Below are 14198 nucleotides of genomic sequence, written 5' to 3'. Positions count from 1 at the left end.
GACATGGCACTCCTCGTATTGCATGCGGTGAGCAAGGCGTACGGCGCCCTCAAGGTGACCGACGACATCTCGCTCGCGGTGAATGAGGGCGAGACGCTCGGCATCCTCGGTCCGAACGGCGCGGGCAAGACCACGCTCTTCAACCTGATCTCGGGTGACGTGCGCGTCGACGTGGGTCGCGTGGAGTACGAAGGCCGCGACGTGACGGCGCTGAAGCCGCACCAGCGCTGCCACGCGGGCATCGGCCGCAGCTACCAGGTGCCGCAGCCCTTCGGGAACATGAGCGTGTTCGAGAACCTGGTCACCGCCGCCTGCTTCGGGGCGCGGCAGACGGAGCACGAGGCGTGGGAGACGGCGCATGAGGTGCTGGCGCAGACCGGGCTCATGCCGCATGCGAACAAGCCCGCCGGTGGGTTGACCTTGCTGAACCGCAAGCGCCTGGAGCTCGCGCGGGCGTTGGCGACGCGGCCCAAGCTGCTGCTGCTGGACGAGATCGCGGGCGGCCTGACCGAGCATGAAGCGAAGCAGCTCGTCGAGGAACTGAAACGCATCAAGGCGAAAGGCGTGACGATGATCTGGATCGAGCACGTGGTGCATGCCTTGCTGTCGCTGGCGGACCGGCTGTTCGTCATCAATTTCGGGCAGAAGCTGGCGGAGGGCGAGCCGCTGGCGGTGATGAACGACGCGGAAGTCCGGCGCGTCTACATGGGGATGGAAGCATGACCGCATTGATCTCGACCCAGGGCCTGCAGGCCTTCTACGGTGATGCCCAAGCTCTCTTCGGCATCGACTTCACGCTGGCGCAAGGGGAGCTTGTCGCCGTCATCGGCGCCAACGGCGCGGGCAAGTCGACGCTGCTCAAGTGCCTGACCGGCCTGGTGCGCGCCCCGCGGGAGGCCATCCATTTCAAGGGCGAGGCCATCGGCGGCCTGCCGCCCGGCGAGATCGTGAAGCGCGGCCTGGCGATGGTGCCGGAAGGCCGCCGCCTCTTTCCCAGCCTGAGCGTCGAGGAGAACCTGCTCATCGGCGGCCTCTCGCAACGCAAGGGCCCGTGGAACCTTCAGCGCCTCTACAAGCTGTTCCCCATCCTGGCCGAGAAGCGCAACAACCCCGGCACCTCGCTCTCCGGCGGCCAGCAGCAGATGGTGGCGCTCGGCCGTTCGCTCATGAGCAACCCGGAGGTGCTGCTGTGCGATGAACTCTCGCTCGGCCTCGCACCCATCGTGATCCGCGAGATCTACGCGGCCATGCCGGACATCACGCGCGAAGGCATGACGGTCGTGATCGTGGAGCAGGACGTGACGATGGCGCAGCGCGTGTCGCGCCGCATCTACTGCCTGCAGGAAGGGCGCGTGTCGCTGGAGGGACGCTCCGACCAACTCACGCGGGACCAGATCTCGCAGGCCTATTTCGGCCTCTGACACGGGAGACATCGCGTGATCGAAACCGTTCTCCAGGGCATCCTGCTCGGCGGCCTCTACACCTTGTTCGCGCTGGGCCAGTCGCTGATGTTCGGCGTCATGCGGCTCACCAACACGGCGCAGGGCGACTTCATCATCCTGGGCGCTTTCGCCGTGATCGCGAGTGTCACGCTGTTCGGTGGTGCGCCGCTGCTGGCCGCGCTCGCGGTGCTGCCGGTCGCGTTCGGCTTCGGCTACGCGCTGCAGCGCTACGTGCTGAACGGGACGCTGGGCAAGGACCCGTTGCCGTCGCTGGTCGTGACCTTCGGGCTGTCGATCGTCATCCAGAACCTGTTGCTCGAGCTGTTCTCGGCCGATCCGCGCTCCATCGAGACCGGCGGGCTCAACACGCAGGGCTTGCAGATCGGCGAGTCGCTGTCGCTGGGTGTGTTGCCGCTGATCGTGCTGGCGATTGCGCTCGTGGCCACGGCTGCACTGCAATGGCTCTTTGCGCGCACGGCGCTGGGGCGGTCCTTTCGCGCCGTGTCCGACGACCGCGAGATCGCCGAACTCATGGGCCTGGACGCGAAGAAGGTCTACGCCTTCGCGACCGCCATCGCCTTCGTGCTGATCGCCATCGCCGGCGCGCTGCAGGGGATGCGCACGACAGTGTCGCCCTCTGACGGCCCGCTGTTGCTGCTGTTCGCCTTCGAGGCCGTGATCATCGGCGGCATGGGCTCGTTCTGGGGCACGCTGGCCGGCGCGATGATCCTCGGCATCACGCAGCAGGTCGGCTTTCGTCTCGACCCGGGCTGGGGCATCTGGTTCGGCCACATCGTTTTCCTGCTCGTGCTGGTGTTCCGGCCGCAAGGGCTCTTTCCGAAGACACGCTCATGAACCCCTCCACCTTCGACGTCGTGCGCGGCAGTTCCGCGAGCCGGAGCGCGCTGGTCGCCGCCATGCTGCTCGTCGCACTGGCCGCCAGTCTTCCCTTCTGGGGCGAATCGAGCTGGATGCGCGAGTTCGTCGAGATCGCCTGCTACCTCATCTTCGCGATGATGTGGAACCTGCTGGCCGGCTACGGCGGCATGGTGAGCATCGGGCAGCAGGCCTTCTTCGGCTTCGGCGGCTACGTGATGCTGATGCTGGGCAACTTCCTCGGGCTCAACCCGTTCCTGGCGATCCCGCTGGGTGCGGCCGCGGCCGCATTGATCGCGGTGCCGGTGTCGTTCGTGGCGTTCCGGCTCTCGGGCGGCTACTTCGCGATCGGCACCTGGGTGATCGCGGAAGTCTTCAGGCTCAGCTTTGCCAACGTGTCGGCGGTGGGCGGCGGCTCCGGCACCACGCTGACCGCGCTGCGCGGCATCGACAAGGCCACGCGAGAAAACACGACCTACTGGATGGCCCTGGCCTGCGTGGTCGCCGCGATCGCGCTGGTCTACCTTTTCCTGCGCAGCAAGCGCGGCCTCGCATTGCTGGCCATTCGCGACAACGAAGTCGCCGCCGAGTCGCAAGGCATCCCGGTCGCCCGCATGAAGCTCGCGGTTTACGTGGTGGCTGCCTTCGGCGCGGGCATGGCCGGCGCGCTGTATTTCGTCGGCAACCTGCGCATCAGCCCCGACGCGGCCTTCAGCGTCAACTGGACAGCGTTCGCGATCTTCATGGTGGTCATCGGCGGCATCGGCCGCATCGAGGGGCCGCTGGTCGGCGCGCTCATCTTCTGGGCGATGAACAAGTTCCTCAGCGACTTCGGCACTTGGTACCTGCTCGGGTTGGGCCTGCTGGCCATCGTCGTCACGATCTTCTTCAAGCAGGGGCTGTGGGGATTTGCGCAGCAGCGCTGGGGATGGTCGCTGTTCCCGACGCAGCGGCGGCTGGTCTTGTCCGCGCCGTCCAACGAAAAACGCTCGGCGCCCGTATCCTCAGCGCCCCACCTGGAGATTCCTGCCCATGCGAAACATCAATGAAGACACCATCACGGGCGCGGTGCTCGACCGGCTCGCTGAGACGCCCAGTCCGCGCCTGAAGGAGATCATGTCGGCGCTCGTGCAGCACCTGCACGACTTCGCGCGCGAGGTGAAGCTGACCGAGGAGGAGTGGATGCAGGGCATCGAATTCCTCACCGCGACGGGGCAGAAGTGCAACGACAAGCGGCAGGAGTTCATCCTGCTGTCGGACACGCTGGGCCTCTCGATGCTCACGGTCGCGCTCAACCATTCGAAGAGCGCGCAGGCGACCGAGGCGACGGTGTTCGGCCCCTTTCATGTGCCGGGCGCGCCGGTGCTGGCGCTGGGCAGCGACATCGCGAACGGGGCGAAGGGCGAGCCACTGTTCGTGAACGCCACGGTGCGCGGGACGGATGGCAAGGCTGTTGCCGATGCGGTCGTCGACGTGTGGGAGGCCGATGCGGAAGGCTTCTACGACCTGCAGCGCCCCGACATGGACCACCCCGAAGGCCGCGCCGTCTTTCACACCGACGGGGAAGGGCGCGTCTACTTCAAGGCCGTGCTGCCTGTGGCCTACCCGATCCCCACCGACGGGCCGGTCGGCGCGATGCTGGAGGCCACGAAGCGCCATCCGTGGCGCCCCGCGCACGTCCACTTCATCATCCAGGCGCCGGGCTACGAGACGTTGATCACGCACGTCTTCAAGGACGGCGATGCCTACCTCGACAGCGACGCGGTGTTCGGCGTGCGCAGCTCCCTGATCGGGGATTTCCAGTCGCATCCGGCCGGCACTGCGCCGGACGGGTCGACGCAGTCCGCGCCGTTCCATACCCTGGCCTTCGACTTCGTGCTGGAGCCCGCCGCCTGATGCTCGAACGAGGCTCAATCGGCGCGTGACGAAAGGCTGGGGACGCGCCGGCGAATACGCCACCTCGAATGCCCGGCCTGCGGGTTCGCTGCGAACCACAATGCGCCAGCCATCAATGCAACGCCGGCCAACTGCACGGGGCCCAGCGCATGGCCGTACCCAAGCCAGTCGATGCCGATGGCCACCGCCGGGTAGATGAACTGAAGCACGGCGATGCGGTCCGTGGCCAGGTGCGCCATGCCGCCATAGAGCAGCGCATAGGCCAGGCCGGTGTGGATGAGGCCCAGGCCGATCAACCATCCCCATGCCGGCCCAAAGGCTGGCCAGCCGTGGATCATCGGCCAGGCCGCGAGAGCGACGGTGCCAATCGCGCATTGCCACCATGCAAGGGTGATCGGACTGAGGTCGCGCAGTCGGCGCGCAATGACGGTGACGCAAGCCGTGAGGAAGGCGCCGATCAGGCACAGGCCCACGCCCACCCAATAGTCCGTCGAGACAATCTGGCCGCCGACATGACCCGACCCGAAAACAGGGTCCAGCAGGCCGGTCGCCATCGTCAATCCTGCCATCGCGACCAGCACCGCCGCCAACCGCCCAGGTGCAACCGCCTCACCCAGCCACCACGCACCCAGCACCAGCACCCACAGCGGCTGGATGTGGAACAGCACCGTGGCCACGCCGATCGACGTCCGCTCGATCGCTGCGAAGAACAGGACCCAGCCCGCCACCATCAGCCCCGCGGCGGCCAGCACAGGCACCCACGCCTTCCGGGGTGGCAGGAGCGTGCCGAGTTGCCCGCGTGCAGCCGACCAGAGCGTCAGCCCGAGCAGGCCGAAGGCGCAGCGGAACCATGTGGTGGTCAGCGGATGCGCGTGTGCTTCCTGCACGAAGACGCCCAGGGTGCCGAGCAGGACGCCGCCCGACACGAAGGCGAGCAATCCGCGATTCGATGCGGCAGGAGAGGTGCGTTGCGTGTGATCCATGCCCTGAGTCTGGCTGCTCGCTGGCTGATCGAAAAGCGGATACTTCGGGTAGATGCCATCCGCTAATCGAATACCAGGAGCCAAGCCATGAACACCAGCGACCTGCAGTTGGACTGGCTCACCTGCTTTGTCGCAGCGGTCGATGCGGGCTCGATCTCGGGTGCGGCGCCGGAGGTCCATCGCTCGCAATCGGCGGTCAGCATCCAGATCAAGAAGCTGGAAGGTGCCGTGGGCCGAAGCCTCTTCGTCCGGGGCCCGCGCCGCCTGCAACTCACGGCGGACGGCCAGGTGCTGCTGGGATACGCGCGACGCATCCTCGACCTGCATGCCGAGGCGCAAGCGGCGCTCCAGGGCGACGTTCTCACGGGCCGCGTGCGCCTGGGTGTCCCCGACGACTACGCGGCGAAATACCTGACACCCGTGCTCAAGCGATTCGCACCCCGTCACGGAGGCGTGCAGATCGAGTTGGATTGCGAGCAATCGACCTCGCTCATTCCACGCATCGCGCGTGGCGACCTCGACCTGGCGCTGATCTCGCGCGACCATCCGCAGCGTGGCACCTTGTTGTTCCACGAGCCGGTGGTCTGGGTCGGTTCGACCCAGTTCGAACTCTGGCGCAGCGATCCGCTGCCTGTTGCGGTGTACGAAGACACCAGCCTGGCCCGGACCGGCGCGCTCACCGCGTTGGCCCAGCAGGGGCGTCGCTACCGCGTGGTCTACAACAGTTCCAGCCTCGCCGGCCAGATCGCCGCGGTCGAAAGCGGATTGGCGGTCGCCGTGCTCACCAAGTGCAGCGCCCCTGGCCACCTGCAGGTGCTTGGAAGCGAGCACGGGCTGGGGCCGCTGCAACCGATGGAAGTGGCCGTCTACCGCAGCCGTGCTTCGCGGACGTCCAAGGCAGTGGACAGCCTGCAGCGCCTGTTGGTGCAGACCTTGAGGCAGTAGGCGCGCGGCGGACAGCTTGGCTGCGTGACGACTTCGCGCTGCGCGCCGTTCACGTTCAAGCTTCTGGCTCACCGGCCTACGTTCCGGCGCGCGACCGGCACGCATGCTCTCTTGCGTTTGAACCAAAGAGGCAACCCGTGGCTCCAGACCGGCAACCTGTATTTGCAACTGCGGCACAACCGGCAGCGACAGTGCATGCAGACGACGATTCCTGGTTGAAGAAGCTCGGCCCCGGCCTCGTCACCGGCGCAGCCGACGACGACCCCAGCGGCATCGCCACCTATTCACAGGCCGGCGCCAAGTTCGGCCTGGGGCTCCTGTGGACCATCGTCTTCACCTACCCGCTGATGGTGTCTATCCAGTTGATCGCGGCGAGGATCGGCCAGGTCACTGGGCACGGCCTTGCCACCAACATCCGCCGACACTATCCGGCCTGGCTGCTCTACAGCCTGGTCCTGCTCCTGGTGATTGCCAACGCGATCAACATTGCGGCGGACATTGCGGCGATGGCCGATGCGGCGCGGCTGCTCGTGGGGGGCATGCGGCATGCGTACGTGGTGTTCTTCGGCGTGCTGTCGATCGTGCTGCAGGTCTTCATCCCGTACTCGCGCTACGTCAAGATTCTCAAGTGGCTCACGCTGGCCTTGCTGGCCTATGTCGCCACCGTCTTCGTCATCAAGATTCCCTGGGGCCAGGTGCTGGTCCACGCCTTCGTTCCCAGCCTGAACCTGAACGCCGACGCCATCACCATGATCGTTGCCATCTTCGGTACGACGATCAGTCCCTACCTGTTCTTCTGGCAGGCATCGCAGGAGGTCGAAGACCAGAAGGCCGACGCCAGCGCACGCAAGCTCAAGGGCGCGCCCATGGCCTATGCGCGCAAGGTGTTGAACCGCATCAAGTCCGATACCTTCATCGGCATGGGCTTCTCCAACCTGGTTGCGTTCTTCATCATCCTGACGACAGCCATCACCCTCAATGCGAATGGCGTGACGCAGATCGAGACCTCGGCGCAGGCGGCCGACGCGCTGCGGCCCATTGCCGGTGAATTCGCCTTCCTGCTGTTCAGCCTGGGCATCATCGGAACCGGGCTGCTGGCGGTACCGGTGCTCGCGGGTTCGGCAGCCTATGCAATGGCCGGCACCTTCCGCTGGAAGAACAGCCTCGAAATGCGGCCGATGGCCGCCAAGCGCTTCTACGGAATCATCGCGATCTCTACGCTGGTCGGGGTCGCCATCAACTTCATGCCGATCGACCCGATCAAGGCGCTGTTCTGGAGCGCGGTGATCAACGGCGTGATCTCGGTGCCGATCATGGTCGTCATGATGTTGCTGGCCTCGCGGCGCGATGTCATGGGCAGGCTGACGCCGCCGATGCGGCTCAAGGCCATCGGATGGGTTGCCACGGGTGCGATGGCGATCGCGGTGGTGGCGATGTTCTGGACCATGGTGGCCGCGCCGGGGTGATCTTCACCCTTCCGGCTCCGAGATTGCGGCGGGGCAGGGCAGCCTGTATGGTGCGGGTCCGATCCCGCCTGAAACCCCGACTTGAACTCAGCCCCTGACGCCGACGTCCACGCCACACCGGACGCGAACGCGTCGCCTGCCGTACCGATCGCCATCAGCTTCGGCGAGGCATTGCGCTTCTGGCTCAAGCTCGGCTTCATCAGCTTCGGCGGCCCGGCCGGGCAGATCGCGATCATGCACACCGAGCTGGTCGAGCGACGCCGCTGGATCAGCGAAAAGCGTTTTCTGCACGCGCTGAACTACTGCATGCTGCTGCCGGGCCCTGAAGCCCAGCAACTGGCCACCTACATAGGCTGGCTGATGCATCGCACCCGGGGCGGCATCGTCGCGGGCGCATTGTTCGTCTTGCCGTCGCTGTTCATCCTGGTCGCGCTTTCGTGGATCTACATGCGTTTCGGCAACGTGCCCGTGGTTGCAGGGATCTTCTACGGCATCAAGCCTGCTGTGACGGCGCTGGTGCTGCATGCGGCGCACCGGATCGGCACCCGCGCGCTGAAGAACGGGTGGATGTGGGGCATTGCGGCGCTGGCCTTCGTGGCCATCTTTGTCTTCGGGGCGCCGTTCCCGGCGATCGTCGGCGCCGCCGCGCTGATCGGCTGGCTCGGCGCGCGCTGGGCGCCCGGGGTATTCGCGCCCGGCGGTGCACATGGTGGCGCGCCATCGACCTATGGCGCGGCTCTGATCGACGACGACACGCCGACGCCGGCGCACGCGCGCTTTTCGCGCAAGCGCCTCGCGCGATTGCTGGTTGTCGGGATCGGCGCCTGGGCGCTGGCGATGGGCGCGCTGGTTTCGACCCATGGCCTGGACGGCGCGCTGACGCAGATGGGCTGGTTTTTCAGCAAGGCCGCGCTGCTGACCTTCGGCGGCGCCTATGCGGTGCTGCCGTATGTGTTCCAGGGCGCGGTCGAGCAGCATCACTGGCTCACCGCGCCGCAGATGATCGACGGCCTCGCGCTCGGCGAGACCACGCCCGGGCCGCTGATCATGGTGGTGGCCTTCGTGGGCTTCGTCGGTGGTTGGGCGGAGCAGGTGCTGGGGCCGTCGTCGCTGTTCCTCGGTGGAGCGCTCGCGGCCACAGTCGTCACCTTCGTCACATTCCTGCCTTCCTTCATCTTCATCCTCGCGGGCGGTCCGCTGGTCGAGGCGACGCATGGCAAGCTGGGATTCACCGCGCCGCTGTCGGCGGTGACCGCGGCGGTGGTTGGCGTGATCCTCAACCTGGCCTTGTTCTTCGCGTACCACGTGCTGTGGCCGGAGGGCTTCGGCGGTCGCTTCGACGGGTTGTCTGCCGTCATTGCCGTGGCGGCGATCGTTGCGTTGTTTCGCTTCAAGCTCGGCGTGATGCCGCTGCTCGGCGCATGTGCGGCGGTGGGTCTGGCTGCGACGTACTTGCGCTGATCGCAAGTCGCCTTCACTGAATCCGCGCGGCAGGCGGCTCGATCCGCTGTGCGCCTGAAAAGGCGACGAAGTACAGGCCCGTGAAATTCGGGAACGACCGGTCAGCGTGGCCGGGCAGGTTCATCGATCGATCGGCCACGGTCCATTCGTCCATCAGCGTGTAGCCCATCGCTTCGATGTCCTGGATGAAGTTGTCGCGGTTGTAGACCTGCACCGGCGCGAAGGCGCCGCCGCCGATGTTCTGCGCGGTGACGAAGTCCTCGCCGTTGTAGAGCGGCACCTTGTTGAGCAGCAGGTGCGTCGGCCGCGTAGTGCCCGACTTCAGCAGCCGATCCGGCCGTCCTTCGTCGAGGTACTGGATCACGCCGGCGGCCAGCCACACGTCGTCGCGGCTGGCGACAAGCGCCGCTTGGAGTTGCGTCGTGAACGCGAGGGGCCTTGCGCCCTTGCGGGCGGCCATGCTCTCGCCGATGGCGGCGATGGACGGCACTTCCACCACGTGCCAGGCCAGGTCGTCGGGCATCGCGATGTGGCGGCGATAGGCGTAGTAGTGCACCCCCACCGAGCCACCGATATCGAGGATGCGCGTCGAGCCGTTGCGCATCGCGCGCTCGAGCCACCACATCACCGGGTAGTCGTAGGCATAGACCTTCTTCATGCGGACCCGTACGTATTCGACGGCGAGCTCGTCCAGGTCGAACTCCGGGCTCGGTGGCAGCCACTCGCGTGCGGCGCCGAAGGATTCGAACACGCCGAAATGACTGCCCATGCCTTCCGGCGAAAGGAAGCGCTCGCGGCTCTGGCGCATGAGCGTGGGCCGGAAGAGCGAGTCTCCCAGTGCATTGCGGACGATCTGGAGGGGGCTGAGGGTGGTGAGTGTCACAGTGGCTACCTTGGCGGCCAGTGTTAGCCATGCCACCTTCGCCAACAAGCGTCATTCGTCCTAAGACTTCCGCACCGGAATGTCTACCTCAAAACTGACTATGCCGTTGAGTTTCTGGTGCGAATCGCGAAGAATCTCCCGGCGCCATTCCATTGTTCATATTGGAGAACTCGCGGCATGCACCTTGCCCAACTGGTTAGCGACTATGGCTACACGGCGGTCTTCATCGGCAGCCTCCTCGAGGGCGAGACAGTGTTGCTGCTGGCCGGCATGGCTGCGCATGAGGGCTACCTCTCGTGGCCGGTGGTGGTGGCCCTTGCCTTCTGCGGCGGCACGCTGGGCGACCAGGTGCTGTTTCATGTCGGCCGGCGACACGGCGGCGCGGTACTGCGCCAATTCCCGGCGATGTCGGCGCGTGCCGAGCCGGTGGCACGCCTGATCCGGCGACATCAGAACTGGCTGATCGTCGGTGTGCGCTTCATGTACGGCCTGCGCCTGGTCGGACCGTTCGCGATCGGCATGAGCGAGGTGTCCGCCAAGCGTTTCGCGCTGCTCAACGCGCTTGGCGCCGCGATCTGGGCGCCCCTGGTCACTGGCGTCGGGTACATGTTCGGGCAGGCGCTGAACTGGCTGATCACCGATCTGGGGCGCTATGAGGCGCTGGCCTTGCTGTTGGTCGCGGCGGTCGTGGCGGCGGTCCTTGTCGTGCGCTGGCTGCGGTCGCGACGCGGTTAGCGGCGGCCTGTCATTGCGACATCCGCTGCCCCCTGCCATACACCAGCAGCATCGCGATGATCACCACGCCGTAGGTCACCTGCCGGCCCATCTCCGGTATCTGCATCACCGACAGGATCGATTGCAGCAGCGTGATGAGCATCACCCCGACGACCGTGCCGAGGTACGACCCGCGCCCACCCAGGATGTTGGTGCCGCCCAGCACCACCGCCGCGATGGCGGGCAGCAGGTAGGCGTCGCCCATCGCCTGGTAGGCCTTGGTCGAATAGCCGGTGAGCAGCACGCCCGCCGCCGCCGAGCAGGCGCCGGCAATCGTGAAGCACAGCAGCGTGACCAGGCGCGTGTTGATGCCCGACAGGTACGCGGCCCGCTCGCGATTGCCCACCGCGTAGATCGCGCGGCCCAGCGTGGTGCGGTGGAGCATGAACATGGTCGCGGCGCCGACCACCAGCCACACCAGCAGCGCGTTGGGAATGCCGAGCAGCGAGCGTCCGGTGGCGATCAGGTGCATGGCCGGCGTGGACCGGTCCTGCGGCGCGAAGCCGCCGGTCTGCACCACGATCAGCCCCTGCGCCACCGCATTGATGCCGAGCGTGAAGATCATCGAGGGCACGCGCAGGTAGGCCACGCCGATGCCGTTGATCGCGCCCAGCACGCAGCCGCAGGCGATGCCGAACGGGATGGCGATGAGTTCGCCCGTCTGTCCCCACCAGCCCGCCGCGGCCGCCGACATCACGCCGCCCACCGTCACGATCCACGGCACCGACAGATCGATGCCGCCGAGCAGGATCACGACCATCGCGCCCGTCGCGACGATGCCGAGGAAGGACGCGATCTGCAACTGCAGCAGCAGGTATTCGGCCGACAGGAAGTTCTTCGAATAGAGGCTGCCGATCAGCAGCAGCCCCACCGTGCAGGCCGCAGCCGCAAGCACCGGCAACTGGCCGGAGCGCTTCAGGCGGATCGCAAGCTCGCTCACTTGAACAGGTCCAGCCGGTTGCTCACCTTGAGCAACTGCAGCGCGCCCAGGCTCACGGCTGTGAGCAGGATCACGCCCTGGAACAGCGGCTGCCACAAAGGCTCCAGGTCGAACACGAAGAGCAGGTCGCCGATCGTGCGCAGCACCAGCGCACCGAACACCGACCCTATCGCCGTGCCCGCGCCGCCCGCCAGCGAGGTGCCGCCGATCACCACCGCCGCGATCGAGTTCAGCGTGTACACGCCGCCGATGGCCGACGAAGCCTCGCCCGAGTAGGTCACGAAGGTCAGCAGCAGCCCGCCGATGGCCGCGAGCAAGCCGGCCAGCGTGTACGTCACGAGCTTGGTGCGCCCGATGTTCACGCCCGACATGTAGGCCGCGCCTTCCGCCGAGCCGATGGCCAGTGCCGCGCGCCCGACCGCCGAGCGCCGGAACGGCACCCAGACCAGCAGCACCACGGCCAGCAGCACCACGAGCATGGCCGGCACGCCGCCGGGCAGGGCGCCCGTCAAGGGGTCCGCCAGGCCGGCATAAACGTCGCCGCCCGGCACGGGCCGCAGGCCCAGCGCGATGCCGAAGTAGATCGTGCCGGTCGCCAGCGTCGTGATGATCGGCTGCAGCCGCCCGTAGACGATGATCGCGCCGTTGATCCAGCCGCACAGCGCACCCACGCCGAGCACCACCACCACGCCCATCGCAGCCTGCAAGGGCGTTCCCACCACCAGGTGCGAGGCCACGCAGTTGGCCAGCACGAACACCATGCCCACCGACAGGTCGATGCCCGAGGTCAGCACCGGCAGCGTCTGCGCCATCGCGACGACCGCCAGCAGCACGCCCTTGTTGGCCGCGGTCGTGAGCACCGGCACGGTCCAGCCGGTCTGGTGCTTGGTGATGTAAAGCGCGAAGATCACGATGAACATCGCCAGCGCGGCATAGGCGCCGAAGTGCTCGCGCAGGTGGAAGCGCCAGTCCGATTGCCGCGTCGTCGATGCCGCCATCAGTGCAAGGCCTCCGTCGTGAGGTTGAGCGCGCTGGACACCAGCGCGTGCTCCGTCAACTCGGCGCCAGCCAGCCAGCGCACGATGCGGCCGTCGAAGAACACAGCCACGCGGTCGCAGCAGCCGATCAGTTCCGCATAGTCGGTGGAGTAGAGCAGTACCGCCGCGCCTTCGTCCGCGAGGCGCCGCAGCAGCACGTACATCTCCTGCTTGGTGCCCACGTCGATGCCGCGCGTCGGGTCGCTCAGCAGGATGATGCGCGGCGTGGTCATCAGCCACTTCGCGATCACCACCTTCTGCTGGTTGCCGCCCGACAGCGTGCCGACCGCATCACCCAGCTCCGGCGCCTTGATCGAGAGCTTGCGCACCATCTCGCTGGTCGCGCGCTCTTCCTCCGATGCGATGACAACGCCCGCGCGGCTCAGGCGCTCCAGCGCCGCGAAGCTCAGGTTGTCGCGCACCGACATCGGCAGCATCAGCCCATCGGTCTTGCGGTCCTCCGGCACCAGCGCGATGCCGACGTCCTTGCGCTTGGCCATGCGCGGGCTTTTCACGTCGACCAGTTCGCCGTCGAGGCGCACCTCGCCATCCACGCCGCGCAGCACGCCGAACAGGGCGAGGAAGAACTCGCGCTGGCCCTGCCCATCCAGGCCGCCGAGGCCGACGATCTCGCCGGGCCGCGCGCTCAGCGCAATGTCATGCAGCCGCCCGTTCCATGACAGGCCGCGCACGTCGAGCGAGGGTGCGGCCGTCTCCACGGCCGGCCGCGGCGGGGGCTTGGGCGGAAATGCATGCTCGATGTCGCGGCCGATCATCATCTCCACCGTCTGCGCATCGGTCTGGGTGCCGGCCGCGAAAGTCGCCACATGCTTCCCGTTGCGGAACACCGAGCAGTCATCGGCCAGGTCCGCGATCTCCTTCATGCGATGCGAGATGTAGACGATCGCCAGGCCTTCGTTGCGCAGCCGCTTGAGCAACGTGTAGACGCGCTCAACGTCGGCGGCGGTCAATGCCGATGTGGCCTCGTCGAGGATCAATATGCGCGGCTCGCGGGCGAGGGCTTTCGCAATCTCCACCATCTGCCGCCGCGACAACGACAAGCTCCCCACCGGCGCCAGCGGATGAATGCCTTCCGCGCCCGCGCGCGCCAGTGCCGCCTCGGCGATGCGCCGCTGCGCCTTGCGGTCGATCAGCCCGAACTTGCGCGGCGGATTGGTGATACAGATGTTGTCCGCAACGCTCAGGTCCGGCATCAGCGACAACTCCTGGAAGATGCACGCGATGCCCGCCGACACGGCCTCCTGCGGATGTGCGAAGCGGCGCTCCGTCCCCTGCAGCACGATGCGCCCCTCGTCGGGCTGCACCACGCCGGCCATCATCTTGATGAGCGTCGACTTGCCCGCGCCGTTCTCGCCCAGCAGTGCATGGATGCGCCCGGGCGCGCAGGCGAACTGCGCGCGTTCAAGTGCGCGCACGCCGCCATAGCGCTTCGAGACGTCGACCAGTTGGAGGATCGGATCCAATCTGTTTTGCC

14 protein-coding genes are annotated in these 14198 nt (G+C 66.8%); 9 read left to right on the top strand and 5 right to left on the bottom strand.

Features of this window, described 5'->3' with window-relative positions:
* Window positions 1-3 precede the first annotated feature (3 nt).
* Genes HCU76_RS03935 through HCU76_RS03915 form a run of 5 tightly spaced genes read left to right on the top strand, consistent with a single transcriptional unit; the run spans window position 4 to window position 4214 of the window.
* Window positions 4-723 carry an ABC transporter ATP-binding protein gene (locus tag HCU76_RS03935; protein WP_218508537.1) on the top strand — a complete coding sequence of 240 codons (720 nt, stop codon included), beginning with the start codon at window positions 4-6 and terminating at the stop codon, window positions 721-723.
* Window positions 720-1421, top strand: coding sequence for an ABC transporter ATP-binding protein (locus tag HCU76_RS03930; RefSeq protein ID WP_218508536.1), 702 nt, complete (start codon window positions 720-722; stop codon window positions 1419-1421). Before HCU76_RS03935 ends, HCU76_RS03930 begins: the two co-directional genes overlap by 4 nt.
* Before the next feature lie 15 nt (window positions 1422-1436).
* Entirely contained in the window at window positions 1437-2297 is an 861-nt protein-coding gene (locus tag HCU76_RS03925) for a branched-chain amino acid ABC transporter permease (protein ID WP_213956512.1), read from the top strand.
* Window positions 2294-3367 (top strand): branched-chain amino acid ABC transporter permease, encoded by a 1074-nt coding sequence (locus HCU76_RS03920; protein WP_256353981.1) that lies wholly within the window; start codon window positions 2294-2296, stop codon window positions 3365-3367. The genes HCU76_RS03925 and HCU76_RS03920 overlap by 4 nt, the downstream gene beginning before the upstream one ends.
* Window positions 3351-4214, top strand: coding sequence for an intradiol ring-cleavage dioxygenase (locus HCU76_RS03915; protein ID WP_218508535.1), 864 nt, complete (start codon window positions 3351-3353; stop codon window positions 4212-4214). Before HCU76_RS03920 ends, HCU76_RS03915 begins: the two co-directional genes overlap by 17 nt.
* Before the next feature lie 14 nt (window positions 4215-4228).
* On the opposite strand, the gene HCU76_RS03910 is transcribed toward HCU76_RS03915, so the two are convergent.
* Complete coding sequence (locus HCU76_RS03910; RefSeq protein WP_218508534.1) at window positions 4229-5197, bottom strand: DMT family transporter; 969 nt, start codon at window positions 5195-5197, stop codon at window positions 4229-4231.
* An 87-nt stretch (window positions 5198-5284) separates the two neighbouring features.
* Here HCU76_RS03910 and HCU76_RS03905 point away from each other — a divergent pair, with 87 nt between their 5' ends.
* The 3 genes from HCU76_RS03905 (at window position 5285) to chrA (ending at window position 9069) form a co-directional block, all read left to right on the top strand.
* On the top strand, window positions 5285-6142 hold the full coding sequence (locus tag HCU76_RS03905; RefSeq protein ID WP_218508533.1) for a LysR family transcriptional regulator: 858 nt from the start codon (window positions 5285-5287) through the stop codon (window positions 6140-6142).
* A 215-nt stretch (window positions 6143-6357) separates the two neighbouring features.
* Entirely contained in the window at window positions 6358-7608 is a 1251-nt protein-coding gene (locus HCU76_RS03900; RefSeq protein WP_256353980.1) for an NRAMP family divalent metal transporter, read from the top strand.
* 81 nt (window positions 7609-7689) lie between these two features.
* A complete protein-coding gene (gene chrA, locus HCU76_RS03895; RefSeq protein ID WP_218508531.1) occupies window positions 7690-9069 on the top strand; it encodes a chromate efflux transporter in 1380 nt (459 codons plus the stop codon).
* 13 nt (window positions 9070-9082) lie between these two features.
* Here chrA and HCU76_RS03890 read toward each other — a convergent pair whose 3' ends face one another.
* On the bottom strand, window positions 9083-9952 hold the full coding sequence (locus HCU76_RS03890; protein WP_218508530.1) for a methyltransferase, TIGR04325 family: 870 nt from the start codon (window positions 9950-9952) through the stop codon (window positions 9083-9085).
* Between the two features lie 177 nt (window positions 9953-10129).
* Here HCU76_RS03890 and HCU76_RS03885 point away from each other — a divergent pair, with 177 nt between their 5' ends.
* The gene (locus HCU76_RS03885; protein ID WP_218508529.1) at window positions 10130-10687 is read left to right on the top strand and encodes a DedA family protein; all 558 of its coding nucleotides are present in this window, start codon (window positions 10130-10132) and stop codon (window positions 10685-10687) included.
* Window positions 10688-10697: 10 nt separating this feature from the next.
* Here the strand turns inward: HCU76_RS03885 and HCU76_RS03880 are convergent, their stop codons facing one another.
* The 3 genes from HCU76_RS03880 to HCU76_RS03870 are packed head-to-tail and all read right to left on the bottom strand — an operon-like array spanning window position 10698 to window position 14187.
* Complete coding sequence (locus tag HCU76_RS03880; RefSeq protein ID WP_213956519.1) at window positions 10698-11666, bottom strand: ABC transporter permease; 969 nt, start codon at window positions 11664-11666, stop codon at window positions 10698-10700.
* Entirely contained in the window at window positions 11663-12664 is a 1002-nt protein-coding gene (locus HCU76_RS03875; protein WP_213956520.1) for an ABC transporter permease, read from the bottom strand. Before HCU76_RS03875 ends, HCU76_RS03880 begins: the two co-directional genes overlap by 4 nt.
* A complete protein-coding gene (locus tag HCU76_RS03870) occupies window positions 12664-14187 on the bottom strand; it encodes a sugar ABC transporter ATP-binding protein (RefSeq protein WP_213956521.1) in 1524 nt (507 codons plus the stop codon). The genes HCU76_RS03875 and HCU76_RS03870 overlap by 1 nt, the downstream gene beginning before the upstream one ends.
* Between the last annotated feature and the right edge of the window lie 11 nt (window positions 14188-14198).

This window comes from Variovorax sp. dw_308, from assembly GCF_019207085.1.
In the GTDB taxonomy this organism is placed as follows: domain Bacteria; phylum Pseudomonadota; class Gammaproteobacteria; order Burkholderiales; family Burkholderiaceae_C; genus Variovorax.
The sequence above is the reverse complement of the archived record's forward strand: the minus strand, read 5'-3'. Positions and strand labels throughout refer to the sequence as shown.

Coding starts and splice junctions, on each gene's coding strand:
- HCU76_RS03935 (WP_218508537.1), top strand. CDS start 4: ATGGCACTCCTCGTATTGCATGCGGTGAGCAAGGCGTACGGCGCCCTC.
- HCU76_RS03915 (WP_218508535.1), top strand. CDS start 3,351: ATGCGAAACATCAATGAAGACACCATCACGGGCGCGGTGCTCGACCGG.
- HCU76_RS03875 (WP_213956520.1), bottom strand. CDS start 12,664: ATGGCGGCATCGACGACGCGGCAATCGGACTGGCGCTTCCACCTGCGC.
- HCU76_RS03920 (WP_256353981.1), top strand. CDS start 2,294: ATGAACCCCTCCACCTTCGACGTCGTGCGCGGCAGTTCCGCGAGCCGG.
- HCU76_RS03910 (WP_218508534.1), bottom strand. CDS start 5,197: ATGGATCACACGCAACGCACCTCTCCTGCCGCATCGAATCGCGGATTG.
- HCU76_RS03885 (WP_218508529.1), top strand. CDS start 10,130: ATGCACCTTGCCCAACTGGTTAGCGACTATGGCTACACGGCGGTCTTC.
- HCU76_RS03930 (WP_218508536.1), top strand. CDS start 720: ATGACCGCATTGATCTCGACCCAGGGCCTGCAGGCCTTCTACGGTGAT.
- HCU76_RS03905 (WP_218508533.1), top strand. CDS start 5,285: ATGAACACCAGCGACCTGCAGTTGGACTGGCTCACCTGCTTTGTCGCA.